The 19,699-nt window shown below is 46.3% G+C and carries 22 protein-coding genes; 14 read left to right on the top strand and 8 right to left on the bottom strand.

The window, feature by feature from the left end; translation table 11 throughout:
• Positions 1 to 53: 53 nt before the first annotated feature.
• From QZW47_RS00620 to QZW47_RS00595, 5 genes are all read left to right on the top strand, one after another.
• Entirely contained in the window at positions 54 to 1,550 is a 1,497-nt protein-coding gene (locus QZW47_RS00620) for a chlorophyll a/b binding light-harvesting protein (RefSeq protein ID WP_366930774.1), read from the top strand.
• Between the two features lie 129 nt (positions 1,551 to 1,679).
• Positions 1,680 to 2,714 carry a chlorophyll a/b binding light-harvesting protein gene (locus QZW47_RS00610; protein WP_293122171.1) on the top strand — a complete coding sequence of 345 codons (1,035 nt, stop codon included), beginning with the start codon at positions 1,680 to 1,682 and terminating at the stop codon, positions 2,712 to 2,714.
• A 341-nt stretch (positions 2,715 to 3,055) separates the two neighbouring features.
• Positions 3,056 to 4,021, top strand: a complete 966-nt coding sequence (locus tag QZW47_RS00605; RefSeq protein WP_293122168.1) for a chlorophyll a/b binding light-harvesting protein — start codon at positions 3,056 to 3,058, stop codon at positions 4,019 to 4,021.
• A 92-nt stretch (positions 4,022 to 4,113) separates the two neighbouring features.
• Positions 4,114 to 4,452, top strand: a complete 339-nt coding sequence (locus QZW47_RS00600) for a hypothetical protein (RefSeq protein ID WP_293122165.1) — start codon at positions 4,114 to 4,116, stop codon at positions 4,450 to 4,452.
• Between the two features lie 53 nt (positions 4,453 to 4,505).
• Positions 4,506 to 5,021: a transcriptional repressor gene (locus QZW47_RS00595; protein WP_293122162.1), complete on the top strand. Its 516-nt coding sequence runs from the start codon at positions 4,506 to 4,508 to the stop codon at positions 5,019 to 5,021.
• Between the two features lie 398 nt (positions 5,022 to 5,419).
• Here QZW47_RS00595 and QZW47_RS00590 read toward each other — a convergent pair whose 3' ends face one another.
• The 3 genes from QZW47_RS00590 to QZW47_RS00580 all read right to left on the bottom strand — a co-directional run bounded on the left by QZW47_RS00590 (position 5,420) and on the right by QZW47_RS00580 (position 7,118).
• Positions 5,420 to 6,271 (bottom strand): Npun_R2479 family HD domain-containing metalloprotein, encoded by an 852-nt coding sequence (locus tag QZW47_RS00590; protein WP_293122159.1) that lies wholly within the window; start codon positions 6,269 to 6,271, stop codon positions 5,420 to 5,422.
• 165 nt (positions 6,272 to 6,436) lie between these two features.
• Complete coding sequence (locus QZW47_RS00585) at positions 6,437 to 6,640, bottom strand: hypothetical protein (protein ID WP_293122156.1); 204 nt, start codon at positions 6,638 to 6,640, stop codon at positions 6,437 to 6,439.
• Between the two features lie 334 nt (positions 6,641 to 6,974).
• Entirely contained in the window at positions 6,975 to 7,118 is a 144-nt protein-coding gene (locus tag QZW47_RS00580) for a hypothetical protein (RefSeq protein WP_293122153.1), read from the bottom strand.
• Positions 7,119 to 7,271: 153 nt separating this feature from the next.
• Here QZW47_RS00580 and rpsL point away from each other — a divergent pair, with 153 nt between their 5' ends.
• The 6 genes from rpsL (at position 7,272) to QZW47_RS00550 (ending at position 13,796) form a co-directional block, all read left to right on the top strand.
• Positions 7,272 to 7,652, top strand: coding sequence for a 30S ribosomal protein S12 (rpsL, locus tag QZW47_RS00575; RefSeq protein ID WP_006632197.1), 381 nt, complete (start codon positions 7,272 to 7,274; stop codon positions 7,650 to 7,652).
• Between the two features lie 118 nt (positions 7,653 to 7,770).
• On the top strand, positions 7,771 to 8,241 hold the full coding sequence (gene rpsG / locus QZW47_RS00570; protein WP_006632196.1) for a 30S ribosomal protein S7: 471 nt from the start codon (positions 7,771 to 7,773) through the stop codon (positions 8,239 to 8,241).
• Between the two features lie 339 nt (positions 8,242 to 8,580).
• Entirely contained in the window at positions 8,581 to 10,653 is a 2,073-nt protein-coding gene (gene fusA, locus QZW47_RS00565; protein WP_293122105.1) for an elongation factor G, read from the top strand.
• Positions 10,654 to 10,754: 101 nt separating this feature from the next.
• The gene (gene tuf / locus QZW47_RS00560; RefSeq protein WP_293122102.1) at positions 10,755 to 11,984 is read left to right on the top strand and encodes an elongation factor Tu; all 1,230 of its coding nucleotides are present in this window, start codon (positions 10,755 to 10,757) and stop codon (positions 11,982 to 11,984) included.
• Between the two features lie 406 nt (positions 11,985 to 12,390).
• The gene (gene rpsJ, locus QZW47_RS00555) at positions 12,391 to 12,699 is read left to right on the top strand and encodes a 30S ribosomal protein S10 (protein WP_265238410.1); all 309 of its coding nucleotides are present in this window, start codon (positions 12,391 to 12,393) and stop codon (positions 12,697 to 12,699) included.
• A 455-nt stretch (positions 12,700 to 13,154) separates the two neighbouring features.
• On the top strand, positions 13,155 to 13,796 hold the full coding sequence (locus QZW47_RS00550; RefSeq protein ID WP_293122099.1) for an LON peptidase substrate-binding domain-containing protein: 642 nt from the start codon (positions 13,155 to 13,157) through the stop codon (positions 13,794 to 13,796).
• 140 nt (positions 13,797 to 13,936) lie between these two features.
• Here the strand turns inward: QZW47_RS00550 and QZW47_RS00545 are convergent, their stop codons facing one another.
• Positions 13,937 to 14,074, bottom strand: a complete 138-nt coding sequence (locus tag QZW47_RS00545) for a hypothetical protein (RefSeq protein ID WP_293122096.1) — start codon at positions 14,072 to 14,074, stop codon at positions 13,937 to 13,939.
• Between QZW47_RS00545 and QZW47_RS00540 the strand changes: the two genes are divergently transcribed.
• On the top strand, positions 14,062 to 15,000 hold the full coding sequence (locus QZW47_RS00540) for a PspA/IM30 family protein (RefSeq protein WP_293122093.1): 939 nt from the start codon (positions 14,062 to 14,064) through the stop codon (positions 14,998 to 15,000). The genes QZW47_RS00545 and QZW47_RS00540 overlap by 13 nt on opposite strands.
• Positions 15,001 to 15,161: 161 nt before the next feature.
• On the opposite strand, the gene QZW47_RS00535 is transcribed toward QZW47_RS00540, so the two are convergent.
• Together QZW47_RS00535 and pheA are read right to left on the bottom strand one after the other, a co-directional pair.
• Positions 15,162 to 15,806, bottom strand: a complete 645-nt coding sequence (locus QZW47_RS00535) for a pentapeptide repeat-containing protein (protein WP_293122090.1) — start codon at positions 15,804 to 15,806, stop codon at positions 15,162 to 15,164.
• Positions 15,807 to 15,835: 29 nt separating this feature from the next.
• A complete protein-coding gene (pheA, locus tag QZW47_RS00530; RefSeq protein ID WP_293122087.1) occupies positions 15,836 to 16,786 on the bottom strand; it encodes a prephenate dehydratase in 951 nt (316 codons plus the stop codon).
• Between the two features lie 199 nt (positions 16,787 to 16,985).
• Here pheA and QZW47_RS00525 point away from each other — a divergent pair, with 199 nt between their 5' ends.
• Entirely contained in the window at positions 16,986 to 17,564 is a 579-nt protein-coding gene (locus QZW47_RS00525) for a DUF1997 domain-containing protein (RefSeq protein ID WP_293122085.1), read from the top strand.
• A 269-nt stretch (positions 17,565 to 17,833) separates the two neighbouring features.
• On the opposite strand, the gene QZW47_RS00520 is transcribed toward QZW47_RS00525, so the two are convergent.
• Positions 17,834 to 18,292, bottom strand: a complete 459-nt coding sequence (locus QZW47_RS00520; RefSeq protein WP_293122082.1) for an FHA domain-containing protein — start codon at positions 18,290 to 18,292, stop codon at positions 17,834 to 17,836.
• A 248-nt stretch (positions 18,293 to 18,540) separates the two neighbouring features.
• Between QZW47_RS00520 and QZW47_RS00515 the strand changes: the two genes are divergently transcribed.
• Positions 18,541 to 18,699: a hypothetical protein gene (locus tag QZW47_RS00515; RefSeq protein ID WP_293122080.1), complete on the top strand. Its 159-nt coding sequence runs from the start codon at positions 18,541 to 18,543 to the stop codon at positions 18,697 to 18,699.
• Positions 18,700 to 18,949: 250 nt separating this feature from the next.
• Here QZW47_RS00515 and QZW47_RS00510 read toward each other — a convergent pair whose 3' ends face one another.
• Entirely contained in the window at positions 18,950 to 19,690 is a 741-nt protein-coding gene (locus tag QZW47_RS00510; RefSeq protein WP_293122077.1) for a PRC-barrel domain-containing protein, read from the bottom strand.
• Positions 19,691 to 19,699: the final 9 nt, after the last annotated feature.

Here is a 19,699-nt window from a genome sequence, read left to right as displayed (position 1 = left end):
GAAACCGGGTTTTTTGGGCAACTCCAATTCACCGAAATTAGAGGAAAGAGAAAATGCAAGCAATAGTTGAACCGAATTTAGTACCAGAACCGGAAAAGTCAGAAAACGAGTACGGCTGGTGGGCTGGAAACGCCCGTTTCACAGAATTTTCAGGACGAATTTTAGGAGCTCACGTTGCTCACGCGGGCTTGATTGTCCTCTGGGCCGGGGCGATGACTCTGTTTGAAATTTCAAATTTCAACCCAGAGTTGCCGATGTACGACCAAGGTTTAATCTTGCTGCCGCACTTGGCCAGTTTGGGTTTAGGAGTAGGACATGGTGGTCAAATTGTTGATACCTATCCCTATTTTGCGATCGGAGTTGTGCATTTAATTAGTTCCGCAGTTCTCGGTGCCGGCGGCATTTACCATTCCTTGGTAGGCCCGAAAGTATTGCCACAAAACAATACATTCTTTGGTTCTTTCGGCTACGACTGGGAAGACAAAGACAAAATGACCAGCATCATCGGTATTCATCTATTGCTATTAGGTGCCGGTGCTTGGTTGTTGGTCGCAAAAGCCTTATTTTGGGGCGGTCTTTACGATCCCCACGTTGCTGACGTGCGGATAATTAGCGAACCGACGCTCAATCCCGCCCAGATTTTCAGCTATCTTATTCCAGTCCACGGCCCGGAAGGAATGGCAGCAGTTGACAACTTAGAAGATGTTGTCGGCGGTCACATTTATGTTGGTTTGATCTGTATTCTTGGCGGTTTCTGGCATATCTTCACTAAGCCTTTTGCGTGGGCCCAGCGAGTCCTGTTTTGGTCGGGAGAAGCTTACCTTTCTTACAGTTTAGGCGCTCTGGCTTACATGGGCTTTTTGGCCGCCTACTTTGTGACTGTAAATGACACTGTTTATCCAGAGGTTTTCTACGGCCCTGTGGGTTTGAGTGGCGCCGGTGCAGCGGTTGTTTCTTCGCGGACTTGGCTAGCAACAAGTCACTTTGTTTTAGCGATTTTGGCGCTTTCTGGTCACATTTGGCACGCCTTGCGCGTTCGGACGAAAGCGGCGGGATTTGATTTTCGATCGGGCGAATTTGTAACGGCAACTTCCAGCAAGGTTGAAAAATCCGGTCAGATGCAAGCTCAACCTGCGGCGGCAACAGTAGTTAGTTTCTCGGATGTGACTGTAACTTTTTTGCGGAATTTACCGATTTACCGTAAGGGATTGTCTCCCATAGTCCGGGGATTGGAAGTGAGTTTAGCTCACGGCTATTTCTTGGTAGGAGCTTTTGCAGTATTGCTGCCTTTACATGAAAAAGGTTTAGCACCATTAGCCGGATTGCTGGCAACTCTGGCATTGGTGTTGATTTTGGCGATCGGGCTCTCGGTTTACGAGAACCGAAACGTTGAAGCAGGTAAAGTTTTGTACTGGCATAAAACGTCGGAAGATTGGAGTTTGTTCCGGGGCGGTTTTGTGATGGGCGGTACTAGCGGAGCTTTCCTCGCCTATTTGCTGCTAGACAACTTTGCTGGCATTGATGCAATTTTCCGAGGTATTGTGAACTAAAAAAAACCGTTTGTAGTGCGGACTTAAGTCCGCTCCGATAGTGCGAACTTAAATCCGCACTACGAACTAATCCATCTAAAATTCAATTTTTTTGATACCGAAGTAAGTACAACAAGGAAACAAAAAACGATGCAAACCTACGATAATCCCAATGTTAAATATGACTGGTGGGCTGGCAATGCCCGCTTCGCCAATCTTTCAGGATATTTCATTTCCGCTCACGTCGGTCAAGCCGCTTTAATTACTTTCTGGGCTGGAGCATTTACTCTGTTTGAAATGTCTCGCTACAACCCAGCAATTTCTATGGGCGAACAAGGCTTGATTTTGCTCCCCCACTTAGCAACTCTGGGTTTAGGTGTAGGAGTAGGTGGTCAAATCGTCGATACTTATCCGTACTTTGTGGTCGGAATGGTACACCTCATCTCATCGGCTGTTTTGGGTGCTGGTGCTTTGTTTCACACCTTTAAAGGCCCTAAGAGCTTGAAGGATGCCAAAGGTCGCGCCGGGAAGTTTCACTTTGAATGGGAAGACCCCAAAAAACTCGGTTTCATCCTAGGACATCACTTGATTTTCTTAGGATTAGGTGCGCTGTTGCTGGTGGCGAAAGCGATGTTTTTCGGCGGTTTGTACGACTCGACAATTCACGATGTTCGCACTGTTGTCAGCCCAACTCTTGACCCATTAGTAATTTACGGCTATCAAACTCATTTTGCCAGTGTTAACAACTTGGAAGATTTGGTTGGTGGTCACATTTATGTCGGCATTATGCTGATTATTGGCGGGGTTTGGCATATCGTGAAAGAGCCTTTTGCTTGGGCTAAGCGAGTGTTGAGTTTCTCTGGGGAAGCTATTCTTTCATACTCGATCGGTGGTATTGCTTTAGCAGGATTTACAGCGGCTTACTTCTGTGCAGTTAATACTTTAGCTTATCCCGTTGAATTCTACGGGCCTGTGCTAGATATCAAGTTGGGTATTACCCCCTATTTTGCGGATACGATCGCCTTACCGTTCGGTGCTCACACTCCTCGCTGCTGGCTGGCTAATGCTCATTTCTTCTTGGCTTTCTTCTTCTTGCAAGGTCACTTATGGCACGCTCTGCGGGCGATCGGCTTTAACTTTAAGCAAGTTGAAACTGCTTTAAATACGATGGAAACTGAGTCCTAGGACTTCAGAATTTGCAGAGTGAAATGTTTCTCTGCAAGGACTGGGGCGGGCAATGTTAATCAATTTCAGGACTTACGCATCAAGTCCAAGAAACCCGGTTTTTTGATTGAGATAAGTACGTGGACATATATATTTCCCGTCTGAAGAGACAACGAAGTAATCTCAAAACCCTGCGATTGCTTCGTTCCTCGCAATGACATTATTGTATTTATTTATGTCCACCTACTTAGAAGGTTTTAAGCAAATATTTTGGTTGAAACACCCGGTTTTTAGCTACCCATGCGTAAGTCCTAAATTTAAAAATTGCCTGCTCTAGCTAGAATTTTACGAGGGAAAGAGCTGTGACAATTGCTAATATTAACGATTTTGGAAGGGATGGAGCGAATGTTAAGTGGTGGCTTGGTAATGCCCGCTTAACTGATTTGTCGGGTAGATTGTTGGGCGCTCATGTTGCTCACGCGGGTTTGATTATGTTTTGGGCGGGAGCAACTACGATATCGGAAGTGACTCGCTTTGTGCCAAGCACGCCCATGTATGAGCAGAATCTCTCTTTACTGCCACATTTAGCAACTTTGGGCTGGGGTGTTGGTGCTGGGGGTGTTGTGACTGATACTTATGCTTATTTTGCGATCGGCATATTGCATTTAGTGGCATCTGCTGTTTTGGGCGCTGGGGGTCTTTATCATGTTTTTAGCGGCCCGGAAATTTTGCATACTGGAGGCGGAATTGTTGCTAAGTTTCACTATGAATGGAATGACGCTAAGAAGCTGGGTTCCATTTTGGGAAGCCACTTAATTATTTTAGGATTGGGTGCTTTTTTGCTAGTGATCAAAGCAATGAATTTTGGGGGAATTTATGATAGTGCGATCGGCGATGTACGGCTGATTGTTACCCCAAATCTCAATCCGGCGACAATTTTTGGCTATTTGTTCGGATTTGCTAATGGTGGCTGGACAATCCTAGGAATGGCTAGTGTTAATAACTTAGAAGATGTGATCGGTGGTCATATTTGGATTGGTGCGATGCTAATTTCAGGTGGCGTGTGGCACATTCTGGTTGAGCCTTTTCCTTGGGCTAAGCGAATTTTGATTATTGAGGCTGATGCTATTCTTTCCTATAGTTTAGCTGGCTTGGCTTTTATGGCTTTTCTTTCCTGTGTTTTCGTGGGGTATAACACGACTGTTTATCCTGTGGAATTTTACGGAGGCGATCGCCTGGGATTGGCAAATGCACAATTTTTATTGGGTACATTAGCCCTTGCAGGTCACATTTGGCACGCTTCTCGCGCCCGCCTTAATAGAAGCTGAATGCGATTTAAGTCAGAAACAAAGTTTGTTCCTACTTTGTTTCTGTACTTTGTATCGGTTTCAAATTTGTGTATACTTTGAGAAATTACCCTATGACTGTTTTTATTTACTGCTCCTGTATCAGTATTTTGATGCTGCTGTTTTTGTGGAGTGTTTCCCTAACATTGCGCGAAGGATTCCATCAACTCCGACGCCTGCATCAAGTTCCTTGTTCAGATTGCGAGTTTTTTACTAATGACTACCGCCTCAAGTGTACTGTACGGCCGTGCGTTGCTTGTACTGAAGATGCGATCGGCTGTACTGACTTTGAACCGAAGACTTGTTTTGCCAATTCTTGCCAGCAACATTTCTCTAGGGTTCACAAACCTTATGCAGAAGTACCGACAACAAATCCTTCTGTTCCACCTTTAGCAACCGGAATTAAAAGCTAATAAATTCCCCCTAAATTAGGGGGATGTATAACAATTATTTGGACAAATTCGCTATGAATATCTACAGCGCTAACTCACTTAAACTCGAACTAAATCAGAGAGGCTGCCGCCTGACTCCCCAGCGAGAAACTATTTTGAGTGTCTTTCAAACTATGCGGCAAGGCAATCATTTGAGTGCGGAAGAATTATACAATATTTTGCAAAATAAAGGAGAACGAATAGGCTTGTCTACTGTCTACCGAACGCTACATTTATTAGCAAGAATTGGGATGTTGCGCGAACTAGAATTAGCAGAAGGACACAAACATTACGAACTGAATTTGCCGGAATTGCACCATCACCACCATCTGGTTTGCATTCAGTGCCACAAAACCTTTGAATTTAGCGACGAATCGATTTTGAAAATAGGCAAAAAGCAAGTTGAAAAAGCTGGTGTAGAACTGCTGGACTGTCAATTAACTGTGCGTGCTGTTTGTTTGGAAGCACTGCGGGAGGGATGGCCTTCTTTGGTGCCGAGCAATTGGTTGTGTCCGAGATATCACTCGGAACTTGAGGAGGAAATGAGTTGAGTTGGATGAAATACAGTTCGGGAATTAGTAATTGGTAGTTGCTAGTTTGTACTTGGTAATTGATTATTCGTTATTTCCTGTTAGTTATACGGTTTATGAAAAAGTTTGCCACAACGGAATTGTTGGGTTTGTTTCGTCCACCAAATGTGCAAGGTGCGTCGCTATGAGATTATAGGTTAAATTTAGGGATTGTTTGCAAGCGACACACCCTACCAATACTAATGACGACAACTATTAACTATCAACTATCAACTGACTACACTTATACTAATATCCAAGGTGCGTCGCTATGAAATTATAGGTTAAATTTAGGGATTTTTCACAAGCGACATACCCTACCGATATTAATGACAACTGTCAACTGTCAACTGTCAACTGTCAACTGACTACACTTGTACTCAAGCAACCTCAGAATCTGAACGTTGGTGTTCCATCCGAAATACGTTAGCGTACAAACTAGCAACAATCTGTTTGCCTTCCTGAGTCAACTGCAAATAACCGAGAGATTCGCTGATGTGGGGGTAAATTCCACTCCAGTAAAACTGAGAGTAGCTTTCCAGCAAGTCGCCCGGATGTCGGTAGCCCAAAACTTTAGTAGCACCGCTTTCTTCCAACTCATAAAACAGCGCGCCAATTTTCTGCAAATATTGTGGGTTGCTGAGCTGACCTATCAAGTCAGCACCCCGAACTAAACTAGAATAATTAACTGCATCTTCGTCAATATTGCCGTCAAGCACCGAGAAACGAGTCTGTTCTATGTTCTGCTTAATTATCTCAGCATTAATTAGCTTGTGGTTGCCGAAACGCTCGTCAATGAACAGTTTTGCTCTGTCAACTCGGTAAGGAGCGAGGCTGGCCGCTGTTGCACCCGGAGCAAGGGCGATTCTCATGCCATCTTTTCCTGTAGCATATAATCCTGCTGATACTTGGTCTTGCCGACAAACTCCTTTGACATATCCAATATCCTGGCACAGCAAAGAAATAATGAAGTGCAGCCAATTTTCGCAGGAAACTCCACCCTTGCGAATGTGTTTTCCTCGCAAGATTTCTTGACCTACTAGCGTAATGCAAATGGCGTGTTCGGTATTGTGATATAGAGCGTCGCTGCTGGCGATGTTTTCTAATGCCATTGCCCCCACCCAGGCAATAATGTCAGCATAGTCTGATTTGTAGCCTCCGTAAGTGCGGCTGTACCCATTCTCCAGTTGTTTTATGAAGGCCTCTATCAGCAGTTCTGTAGAATTAAACATACCCTGTCCTGTGATTTTAATATTGCTTTTCAAGAGCGGTGAATCTATTTTGATTTTATCTAATTTTATCATGAGATTTCAACTCATAATTCAAAAATCATTCACCTTACCTGCGTTGTTGGGCCCTGGCTGGTGCGGTAATCTCAAAACTTCCGTGCAACTCACTCAGTCCCTGACGGACAGCCATCCCCGCCGCACTGCATATAGCAGCCTGCTGACAATTTTGGAATCGTCGGAACTTTTTAAACTTTGACAATTAATTTCGGATTGAATTTGGTGGAACAGACTCCGATCGATCTTACCGGACTTCCAAATGTTCAAGTAAAGTTCAGAAATATTACTTTCAGGAATATAAGCTTTGGTTTTCATTTGCGGTCAACTGAACGTATGTTTCTTATTCTCAGGCAATTTTATATAATTTTATGTGATGTCGATCTCTCTGAGGCTGTGATGCGCTCGCACCGTAGAGTTGATGCGCCTCTGGGAAAAATGGTGATGCGAAATCTTGGATAGCGTAAATTTTGGGGTCGGCTGTGACATAAATCACAGTTGCCGTTGAACTCTCAAAAAATATAGCCGAATCTCATAAATATGATGTATTGACCAATTAATTAACAATCTCTTAAGTCCTTACTGCTCGCGACTGGTGCTGAACTTCTACGGAACTCTGTTTCCGCGTAGCCGAACCAAGCCAATCTCAAATCTAAAAATGCCAAATCTCAACTTGTACCTCCGTTAAGTGAGACTCGGCTAGATACCAAATATCGATTGGTGGGCCCCGGCGATCTGGCCATCCCAACTTCCTGTCAGGAAGTTCGATCGCCCGCTGCTGCAAATTTCTTGCCAAAAAAACTCGACTCGTGTAATATATAGAGTCTGGTATCCTCACTTATCCATAATTATTTTGATTTATCCCGTCCCCCCAGAGGGGAAGGGACTTTCAGTGCGGATGCCGCCAAATCACACTATATTCAGCAAAAAGCTAGAAATGCCGTAACTCATGCCCACTATTCAGCAACTCATCCGTTCAGCACGGGAACAAACGCAGAAAAAAACCAAATCGCCAGCTCTCAAGAGTTGCCCCCAGCGCCGCGGAGTTTGCACCAGAGTGTACACGACCACCCCGAAAAAACCCAACTCGGCGCTGCGGAAAGTGGCTCGGGTACGGCTGACTTCTGGTTTTGAAGTGACAGCCTACATCCCCGGGATCGGTCACAACTTGCAAGAACACTCGGTAGTAATGATCCGGGGCGGTAGGGTAAAAGATTTACCCGGAGTTAGATACCACATCATTCGCGGTACATTAGACACCGCCGGAGTGAAAGACCGCAAGCAAGGTCGTTCCAAGTACGGGGCCAAGCGTCCTAAAGAGAAAAAATAACGCGGATTTCGCCCGATCGCCAGAGTTAAAAAGCAAAAATAAGTTTCGATCGTCGATCGAGATTTGAGCTAGAAACTCCAAATTCAATCAATCAAAATCAAAAATCGCAAATAGAACTATGTCTCGCCGCACAGTTATTCAAAAACGTCCAGTTCCGCCAGATCCAACCTACAACAGCCGGTTGGTAAGCATGATGGTGAGACGGATCATGCAGCACGGCAAAAAATCCGTGGCCTCCAGCATAGTCTACGACGCCCTCAAAACCATCCAGGAACGCACAGGAGCCGAACCGTTAGACTTGTTTGAAAAAGCAGTCAAAAACGCTACACCCCTGGTAGAAGTCAAAGCCCGCCGGGTAGGTGGCGCTACATACCAAGTGCCGATGGAAGTACGTTCCGATCGCGGAACTACCCTCGCCCTCCGTTGGCTGATCAGATTTGCCCGCGCCCGCACAGGCCGCTCGATGGCTGCCAAGCTGGCTAACGAACTGATGGATGCAGCTAACGAAACCGGCAGTGCAATTCGCAAGCGCGAAGAAACACACCGTATGGCAGAAGCTAACAAGGCTTTTGCTCACTACCGTTACTAATTGCCAACTAGGGCATGGAGAAAAGGTCGATCGCGCAGCATAAAAGCATCGGGCGATCAATTAAAAAGTGTAAATTTTGAGTATTGAGATTGCTTCTCCAGGGACAATGCTGCCGGCCATTCGTGAAGCAAACTCAAAACTCCCAAAGTAAAAATTCACCCTGTCTCTGAATCCTCCATGTCGCATCCTTAATATTTTTGTAAACAAATGTTGCAAACAATATTAAAATGTAACAATAAGCTCAATAAACTTATGTTGTAAGTCGATTGGGAGTGCAAAATAAGGTTACTGTGTAGTATAATAGTATTATAACAGCAACACAAGATTAAGGAGGTAGCTGTGGTACGTATCGTCCCGCTAGAAAAAACTCGCAACATCGGCATCGCCGCCCACATTGACGCGGGCAAAACAACAACAACAGAAAGAATTCTGTTCTATTCTGGCATGGTTCACAAAATGGGTGAAGTGCACGATGGAACAACAATTATGGACACGATGGCGCAAGAGCGAGAGCGGGGAATTACGATTACTGCTGCCGCTATCACCACCACTTGGAAAGAGCACAAAATCAACATCATCGACACTCCCGGACACGTAGACTTCACTATCGAAGTAGAACGTTCCATGCGAGTGCTTGACGGAGTGATCGCAGTATTCTGCTCGGTAGGCGGAGTGCAACCACAATCGGAAACAGTTTGGCGGCAAGCCGATCGGTATAAAGTACCGCGAATCGTGTTTGTCAACAAAATGGATCGAATGGGCGCGAACTTCTACAAAGTCTATGCTCAAATTTGCGATCGGATGAGAGCGAACGCTGTACCCATCCAAATCCCGATCGGCAGTGAGGAAAACTTCCGGGGAATTGTAGACATAGTGCAAATGAAAGCCTATATCTACAAGAACAACACGGGCACTGATATCGAGGAAGTAGAAATCCCCGATGAAGTCAAAGAGCTGGCCGCCCAATATCGCACGAAGCTGATCGAATCCGTAGCAGAAACCAGCGACGCCCTTACCGAGAAATACCTCGAAGGTGTAGAACTAACCGAAGACGAAATCCGTTTGGCCCTGCGCCACGGTACTGTCCAAGGTACGATCGTCCCCATGCTATGCGGTTCGGCATTCAAAAACAAAGGCGTTCAGTTGTTGTTGGATGCAGTCATCGACTATCTGCCGTCGCCCTTGGAAGTTCCCCCAATTCAAGGACTCCTACCCAACGGCGAGACAGCAGAGCGCTTTGCCGACGACAACGCCCCGCTGTCAGCCCTGGCATTCAAAATCATGGCAGACCCCTACGGTCGCCTGACCTTCCTCCGCGTTTACTCCGGTGTCCTCAAAAAAGGTAGCTACGTCCTCAACTCCACCAAAGACAAAAAAGAGCGGGTTTCTCGCCTAATTGTACTCAAAGCGGACGATCGGATAGACGTAGAAGAACTCCGCGCCGGAGACTTGGGAGCAGCCTTGGGTCTGAAAGACACCTTCACAGGCGATACCATCTGTGAAGAAGGCTCGGAAGTGATTCTGGAGTCCCTGTTTATTCCAGAACCGGTCATTTCGGTGGCGGTGGAACCCAAAACCAAACAAGACATGGAGAAGCTCTCCAAAGCCCTCCAGTCCCTCTCGGAAGAAGACCCCACCTTCCGAGTCAATGTTGACCCAGAAACCAATCAGACAGTCATCGCCGGCATGGGCGAACTGCACTTGGAAATTTTGGTAGACAGGATGCTGCGCGAATTCAAAGTAGAAGCCAACGTCGGTCAGCCGCAAGTAGCCTACCGGGAAACCGTTCGCAAAGCCGTCCGCGCCGAAGGCAAATTTATCCGCCAAAGCGGCGGTAAAGGTCAGTACGGTCACGTGGTGATCGAACTAGAACCTGCTGAAGAGGGAACCGGCTTTGAATTTGTCTCCAAAATTGTCGGTGGCACTGTACCGAAAGAGTACATCAATCCGGCAGCACAAGGGATGAAAGAAGCCTGCGAATCAGGTATTCTAGCAGGATATCCCGTGATCGACCTCAGAGCTACTATGGTAGACGGGTCTTTCCACGATGTAGACTCTTCAGAAATGGCATTTAAGATCGCCGGTTCAATGGCAATCAAAGAAGCCGTGATGAAGGCGTCGCCAGTGCTGCTAGAGCCTATGATGAAGGTAGAGGTTGAAGTTCCCGAAGATTACATCGGGAACGTCATCGGAGACCTCAACTCGCGTCGGGGTCAGATCGAAGGTCAAGAGACGGATCAGGGAATTGCCAAAGTTTCTGTAAAAGTTCCACTAGCAGAAATGTTCGGTTACGCTACTGACATCCGCTCAAAAACCCAAGGTCGAGGCATCTTCACAATGGAATTCAGCCATTACGAAGAAGTGCCGCGAAATGTGGCTGAAGCCATTATCGCTAAGAACAAAGGGAACTAATGATTTAAGGTTTTAGATTTTGGATTTTGGATTGAATCCAAAATCTAGAATCTAAAATCTCAAGTCTAAAATCGCTAAAAAAAACAAGGAACAGATCGAGAATGGCACGCGCAAAATTTGAACGGACTAAACCCCACGTAAACATCGGCACCATCGGTCACGTTGACCACGGCAAAACAACTTTGACCGCGGCGATTACGATGACTCTTTCAGCATTGGGTCAGGCTAAGGGTAAGAACTACGCCGACATCGACGCTGCGCCAGAAGAAAAAGCACGCGGTATTACGATTAATACTGCTCACGTAGAATACGAAACCACAAGCCGCCACTACGCCCACGTGGATTGCCCCGGACACGCTGACTATGTGAAAAACATGATCACCGGTGCTGCTCAAATGGACGGTGGCATCCTAGTAGTGTCAGCGGCAGATGGCCCCATGCCTCAAACACGCGAACACATCCTGCTAGCTAAGCAAGTTGGCGTTCCCAGCCTGGTTGTCTTCTTGAACAAAGAAGACATGGTAGATGACGCTGAACTGTTGGAATTGGTTGAATTGGAAGTTCGCGAACTCTTGAGTTCTTACGATTTTCCTGGCGATGATATCCCCATCGTGACCGGTTCTGGCTTAAAAGCTCTCGAAGCGATGCTTGCTAATCCCAAAACCAAGCAGGGCGAGAATGAGTGGGTTGACAAGATTTACAAGCTGATGGAATCAGTAGATTCTTACATCCCTACTCCAGAACGCGAAATTGACAAGCCTTTCTTGATGGCTGTAGAAGACGTATTCTCGATTACTGGTCGGGGTACTGTTGCTACTGGTCGGATTGAGCGCGGCAGTGTCAAAGTCGGCGAAACTGTCGAAGTGATTGGTCTGAAGGACACTCGCAGCACTACGGTGACTGGTGTGGAAATGTTCACCAAGTCCTTGGATGAAGGTTTGGCTGGCGACAACGTGGGTCTACTTCTCCGGGGTATTTTGAAGGCAGATATTGAAAGAGGCATGGTGATTGCCAAGCCGAAGAGCATCTTGCCTCACACTCAGTTTGAATCTGAAGTGTACATTCTCAAAAAAGAAGAAGGCGGCCGTCACACGCCCTTTTTCTCGGGCTACCGCCCTCAGTTCTACGTCCGTACAACTGACGTAACTGGTACAATCATGCAGTTCACTGCTGATGATGGTACAGAAGCTGAAATGGTGATGCCTGGTGACCGGATCAAAATGACTGTTGATCTGATTCACCCGATCGCGATCGAACAAGGAATGCGCTTCGCAATCCGTGAAGGCGGCCGAACAGTCGGCGCCGGCGTTGTTTCCAAAATCCTCAAGTAGGAATTCGGTAACGCTTTAAATAGCAGAAAAGCCTAATCAAATTTGGTGGCTTTTCTGCTATTTAGTCATTGGTCATTGGTCATTGGTCATCTCGCCCGAAGAGCGAAGTCGAAGGGTGGTCATTGGTCATTGGTCATTGGTCATCTCGCCCGAAGAGCGAAGTCGAAGGGTGGTCATTGGTCATTGGTCATTGGTCATTGGTTATATCATTTCCGATCGATGGTAATATCATGGCTGAGGCACGTTGATAGGCGCTCAGAGATGATATTAGTAGTTAGTGGTTAGGGATCGAAGGTTAAATAACAACTGCCAACTGACAACTGCCAACTGACAACTGACAACTGACAACTGACAACTGACTAAAAATAAACTGAACCTAGAAAATTCAACAAAAAAAATGGCAACAATTCCACAGCAAAAAATTCGTATTCGCCTCAAAGCTTTCGATCGCCGAATTCTCGACGCATCTTGCGAAAAGATTGTAGATACAGCAAATCGGACAGCCGCCACTGCGATCGGCCCGATTCCCCTACCGACAAAACGACGGATTTATTGCTTGCTGCGATCGCCCCACGTAGACAAAGATTCTCGCGAACACTTTGAAACTCGCACGCACCGTCGCATTATCGACATTCACCAGCCCTCGGCTAAAACAATTGACGCTTTGATGAAACTGGATTTGCCAGCAGGCGTAGATATCGAAGTCAAGCTGTAGATTGACCGAGATCAAAAGCAGAAAGAAGGAACAATGGAAAAATACATTGTTCCTTTTTTGGTAAAAGTGCGATCGACAGTTGACAGTTGACAGTTGACAGTTGTCAGTTGACAGCTTGCCCCCTCGCCGGTCGTTGCGGTTGTCAGTTGTCATTAGTTTCTTAATAAATGGGTCTAATTAAAACGTAAATTTTTATCAGTCAGGGAGCGCTAAAAAAATAGTTATTTCAAAGTGGCTATCATAGCGTTTGACATAGTTCGTTAAGCAAAAACATAATTTTTATCAGTTTTAAGGAATGACGGCTTTTTGAAGATGTCAGGGGTTGCTGGGAGCATTGGCGATCGCCCGCAGTCACTCCCGGAGACACCACAAAAGCCGATCGCTCCCGCCCCGGAATTACTCAAATCAGTTAAAGTAAGAAAAATAAGCGCAAGTACCGTCACCTTTGAGCGACAATGGCATCCTCTTCCTCCTCCGCAGTTCGCGAACTCCCCTTATTTCCGTTGCCGGAAGTGGTTCTATTTCCAGGTAGACCGCTGCCGCTGCAAATTTTTGAGTTTCGCTATCGAATCATGATGAATACGATTCTGGAGGGCGATCGCCGTTTCGGTGTGCTCATGTGGGACCCCAACCAAAACAAAGTCTCAGCCGTTGGCTGTTGCGCCGAAGTCATTCATTGCCAGCGCCTCCCGGACGATCGCATGAAAATCATGACTCTCGGACAGCAGCGGTTCCGAGTCCTCGATGCCGTTCGGGAAAAACCCTATTTAGTCGGTTTAGTAGAATGGATTGAAGACGAACCGCCAGAAAAAGACCTCCGATCTTTGGGGAAAGAAGTCGAACAACTGCTGAGAGATGTAGTTCGTCTCTCCAGCAAATTGATGGATCAGCCGATCGACCTACCCGAAGACATTCCCAGTTTGCCAACAGAACTGTCCTACTGGGTAGCCAGCTACCTTTACGGCGCAGCGACAGAACAGCAAACTCTTTTAGAATTGCAAGATACTGCTGCAAGATTGGAACGCGAAACCGAAATTTTAACTTCCACTCGCAACCACTTGGCAGCAAGAACTGTACTCAAAGATACGCTCCAGTAGCGAATTGGCGCAGGCAAAAAGTACGATCGGCTTTGCCTGCATTCAAGCCAAAATCACACAGAAATCATACCATTTTCGATTTGAGATTTTCGCATTGGAGATTAAATAATTGAGAATTAATAGACCTTTTACAAAAATATCTAGGAACGGGCAAGATGCCCGTTCCACAAAAATAAATTTTTCTGTGGAACGGAACGGGCAAGATGCCCGTTCCACAAAAATAAATTTTTCTGTGGAACGGGCAAGATGCCCGTTCCCAAATTAGATGCTTGTGTCACAAAATCTCGACCAACCGAAACCCTATGATGCAGTTAGAGGCGGTCAACTGCCCCCTCCTGTGGGCGGTGTGGTACTCGGCGGACTAGCAGGAGTCAAACACCGACTGTCTAGTTCTGTCAGCGAACATCGGATTGCAGCCCTCAAGGAAGCCTTCAATTATGGCGATGCAGGGTTAAAAACAGTTATAAAAATTTGTCAAAGCGACCCAGGGCCAGTGCAGCGGGCGGCCTGCGCTTTAGTGCGAGACAGGCTGAGCGCGATCGCCCGCGAAAAATTACAAGCCTTTGTACCTGCAAGTTTAGACTCAGAAACAGCGGCAGACAGCAATCAAAAAATATTAAAGAACTCACCCAGCGCAGTCTCAGATAAAAATAGCGATCGACAATTATCAGAAGCACAGTTAATATTTGAGACAACTATGCAGCAGATGCAACCAAATTTGTTACTTTTGGAAGCATTAGTAGCCTCTGTAGAACGCGAAGAATTCACCTGCGAACTGATGAATTTGTGGGATTTGTTAATCTTAGAAATTCAGGAACCTCTCAAGCAACTGCGTCAGGCTGTTAGCAGTGCCATTTCCGCCCAACTCCGCATTCAGTGGCAGTACAATCAAGCTGAATCTCAAGCCAATCAGTGGCAGCAGCGAGCTTTGGTAGCTCTGGAGAAAGGAGACGAAAACTTGGTGCGACACGCCTGGGTTCGCAAACAGATCGAGTTGGATAAGGTAGCAGAAGTAAAAATTGATTTAGACGACCAAACTGTGCGAGTAGAAACTCTCAACCGCAACTTGCTAGCTTTGGAAAGTAAGATTGCTGAAGCTAATTCTAAGAAAGAGATACTCAAGATGCAGGTTCATTTTGCTAAGGTACAGGAGCAAATAGACTGCACTTTCAGCCAAATGAATACTATATTTTTTAGTCCTTAGCCGTCTAATTTGGCGCTTCTTTATGTTGACGGTTGACGGAATCCGGGCGACCTGTACCTGGAAGCAATAGGATTGGAGTAATGAATAGTATTGTTTTAATCTCTCGGTTACAAGTGATTAGCTTTGCACCAATTCTTTCTGGTAATTTATATTGCTTGATATCAGACTTGTCTGATGAAAAAATGAATTGCCCCGCTTAAATTTGTTTCGCGATCGCGCTTGGCGCCTTCCAGGTTAGCACCGCATAAAATAGCCCCGCTCAAATTAGCGCCGCGCAAGTCAGCTTCTCTCAAATCGGCGTCCTGAAGATTAGCTTCATACAACAATGCTCCTTTCAGGTTAGCTTGTTTTAGACTCGCTCCTCGCAGTTTTGCCTCAGTTAGATTGGCTTCTGTGAAATCTGCATTATTCAAGCAAGCATCAATCAGGTTGGCTTCGATTAAGTTTGCCCCGTACAAGCAAGCGGCCGTCAAATCAACACCTATCATTTTTGTCTCGCTCAAATTGGCGTTTTTGAGATTGGCGTGAATCATGTCAGCTCCTGTGAGCCTGGAAAAAGTTAAATCAGCTTTGGTAAGATTAGCCCCATTTAATTGGGCCATTACGAGGCAAGCATTCTTGATATTTGCGCCTATTAAGTTTGCCGAACTTAGGTCTGCAAAAGCTAAATTGATTTCGTTCAAAGTTGCACAGGCTAGATTAATATGACTTAAGAAAGCTTCTCGCAACGAAGCTTCTTGCAAGTTGGTTTCATGAAAATCTCTTTCTCCGGCTGCGTATCGCTTCAGAATTTCATCCGCATTCATCTGGCTAGCCTCCTAAGTTGTACCTAAAATTATACTACTGACAGTACACTGTAGCAACCAAAGATTTTTAAAGTTTCCGTGTGATTTTTTAACTCTTCTAGTGCCGATCGCACTAATCCAGAACACGCATCTGCTTCAACATCCATAAAGAAAATGTATTCTCCGAGCGATCGCTTCGTCGGGCGAGATTCAATGCGACTTAAATTAATACCGCGACTGGCAAATACTTGCAAAGGTTTGACCAAGGTTCCGGGCATATTTGCAGGTACGCTAAAAGCTAGTGACGTGTGGGTGCAATTGGCGGGGGCTGCATCTAACTGCAAGTTAGCCTCTTCTGCTGTAGCGGCGGATGTCACCGATGAGTCGTGGGATGCTGGGGCGTTTCCTAGTTTTGCTGCATCCGATCCCAGCACCCAAAATCGAGTGTAATTGTCAGGATAATCATTAATCGGGCTCGCTAGCATGGGCAATTTGTAGAGTTCAGCGGCTCTGGGCGAAGAGATTGCCGCTATACTGGTATCTTCCAGGTACTGCAAGGCTTCGGTGGTTGAATTGGCTGGAATCAACTCAGCCCCCGGGATAAACTCTGCCAACCACAACTGACACTGAGCTAGGGCTTGCGGGTGAGAGTAGACTTTTTTAATTTCGTTAAAATTTGGAGCATTTGACAGCAGGGCGTGGGAAATCGGCAAAACCAAGGCGTGTTTAATCCGCAGTGTATCCAGCCGCCACAAGGTATCTAGGGTGACAGTCACACTACCTTCTATGGAATTTTCCACCGGTACGATCGAACAATCAACCAGTCCAGAGGCGGATGCCTCTAGTGCCTGAGAAATGGTGGAATAAGGATACAGGGTGCATTCGGAGTTCGTTTCCAGGCTCAACCAATTGACATAAGCCTGAGCCGCTGTTTCTGCATTAGTACCAACAGGGCCCAGATGTGCGATCCTCTTCGACGGCTTGGCTAACGAAATTTTCATAATAATCGGCAATTTTGCGTTACAAATGTTTGCTTTACTCTCATCAGCCAGCAAGTATGATGAAAAAATTAGTGATTTCGCGAAAGCTTTTATCCGTTGTTTCTCGGATGACACTACCCGAGTGCGCGAGTGATGTCACCTTAAAAAAGTGATAGTTTATTAAGATATGCTTACGAATCCTATATATAGATATCTTCTCATGTATACCCGCTTTCATGCTTCCCAATCCGTTGAGATCGCCGTACCTGACGAACGGGTTCCCATTCAACATTATCTGCGCCAGCCGAGGCGACTGGTAAACGCTCTGGTCGATCGCACTCGCACAGAGCAACTGAGCGATGACTGTTTTCGCTTGAAAATGCGACCGTTACAATTTATGATGCTGAGCATTCAACCCACGGTAGACATGAGGGTGTGGCCGCAGTCGGACGGCACGATCGCTCTCGAATCCGTCGGTTGCGAAATCCTCGGGGTGGGTTATATAAACGATCGCTTTGCTCTCAATCTTAAAGGACAGCTTGCTGCACACCAAAAGGGCGGGGTAACGTATCTGAAGGGAAAAGCCGATTTGGAAGTGCAAGTAGAGTTACCGCCACCGTTTTGGCTGACGCCCAAACCGATTTTAGAAGCAACTGGCAACGGTTTGCTCAAGAGCGTGCTCTTGGGCGTCAAACAGCGGTTAATGTACCAGTTGCTCTTAGACTACCGCCGCTGGGCTAGCAGCGAAACAGAGGTAATATCGAGCGATATCCCCCAAATCTTATCCCTAGAAGGGTGAGTTAGTAGTAGAGAACCTGTTAATTAATTTAGAGATTTATTTGCCCAAAAATCGGCTCAATTGCTCAGGTATTAATCCGACATCAAATAGTGCACCCTGAACTTTGTTTGAGCTAGCCCGCAGGCATGATATACCAGTTCTCAGAAAGATGAGGTATTAATCCCTCAATCCCTCAATCCCTCAATCCCCCAATCTAAAATCTAAAATCTAAAATCTAAAATCAGAACCTGTACCTCACCTTTTTGAGAAAGGCTATAGATAGCGGTGGATCAGTCAAGATCGATGTGAGTCTGCGCTCCCTCTTCATCGTCTTCGATGATTCCGCCAGCCACAGACCAAGCAGTTAATTTTTCTGGGGAAACTTCCTGCTTTTGGCTGGCGAGTTCGCCCTGGGGCGAGCTCGCTATTTTGCTCGGTTGCAGATTCGTCGCCGCCACCCGAATCCGGATTTTTGGCCCGGAATTGCCCAAGCGAATGGTCATCCCGTCCGCCACTGATACCTGAGCGATGGGTCGATCGTCTACATAAGTGCCATTAGCACCAAAATTAATAATTTCCCAGCCATAAGGATGATTCCACAGCTCGACGTGGTGGCGGGAAACTACAGCGCTGTAAATAATGACATCATTGTCGTTCGATCGACCGATCCGAACCACCGATTCACATTCAAAACACCAACTCTGAACCGGGACAGACTGGATAGGATGTAGCAGAGTTAAAGTAATCACTGATATTTTGACACTCCCCCGCAAGACAGAAACGGGGATGCTTCAAGCTCAATTTTTTGGGATAAAATAGCCAAAATTTTGATGCTTAAAGGCGTTCTCAGTGCACTGCAACTCCCTGGCTTTGCAGCCAACAAAGTTGAAATTTTGGCGGTTTGAAGAATTTGAACAAACTTTTGATTGTGGGCTTTCCCCTCAGGAACAAATTGGGTTTTTCCTAGATAACAACCAAACATGATGGTATTAATCTGGTGAACGAAGCAGTAATTGACAGCGGTTTCAACCGCTTGATTAATTTGATCCCGAATCGAGCGATGGCGCCGGCGGGAACTCGGCTTTGGAGGATTCGAGTTGTCGATCTGGCAACGGTTAACGATCGGCAAATTGATGTTGCCCCTGACAGAATTTAACCAATTGTTAATACTGGGCGTTCTATATGAAATACGAATTGGTTGTATCAAACAGCATAGGTCTTTTTTAGTTGCTAACATTTTCCTTATTGATTCGATACCTTTAAAATACAATGCTTTGAGCAGCACAGGAATTCGGATCGAGAAAGCCTCAATGAACTGCACTCCTGTACATATAGACCTTCCGGGGGCGTGCCGCCCCAAAATGCGACCGATAATTAGTCGGTTTCTCGCTCCCGAAGGTGGCGCTTCAGAACAAATCCGACTCGGGCGGCTCCGGGGGCGACTCTGGTGATGCAGATTCCTGCCTTTGCCGCTGCTTCAATTGAGCAACTTTTTCTTGAGCTACATCCCTGACTTCTAGAGCTTTATCTTGAAGTTTTTCTGCCAGACTTTGAGCATTGCGCTTGACGCCTGCCACATTTTTGAGAGTTCTGTCCAAATCATCGTGCAAAAACTCTGCGACGTGACCGACTTTTTTGTGAAGTCCCTCCGCGTACTGCACGGGTTCGGATACAGCAGCTTCAGAGACGATCGCCCGCTTGCTGCCGATGGTCGAAATAGCTGCCACCGGCAGTAAGTAGATCCCGTCTAAAACGCCGCGCCAGCCGCTCGATTTAAACAGGTAGTCCACCACAGAACCAGTCCGGGCATCAAATAGATAGTCAACCACCGTACCTGCTTTATTCGCAGCGTCTGTGAGCACCTCAAGACCGATCGGACAAACAGCTTGTTCCGGCTTAGACAATTCCGGGAGTTCGGGGTTAATGGTGACAAAAACATTTTCGCCTATGGTATCTACTTGCGCCCAAGCGAACCAAGTTTTTTTGCTGCCCAAAAGTCCCGACTTGCAAGTGAAGCCGATCGCCCGCTGGGAGGTGATATCCAGCCAAACTCGATCTACCCTGCCCACCTCTTGGGCGGTGCGGCGGTCGATCGTGAGGAGGCCGAGCAGCTCGCTGCGCTTAACAATCTGTTGTGATGTACTCATAAATAAACT

It is taken from the genome of Microcoleus sp. bin38.metabat.b11b12b14.051 (assembly GCF_013299165.1).
GTDB lineage: Bacteria > Cyanobacteriota > Cyanobacteriia > Cyanobacteriales > Microcoleaceae > Microcoleus.
Note: the sequence above shows the minus strand (reverse complement) of the source record. Positions and strands in the feature narration are given on the sequence as shown.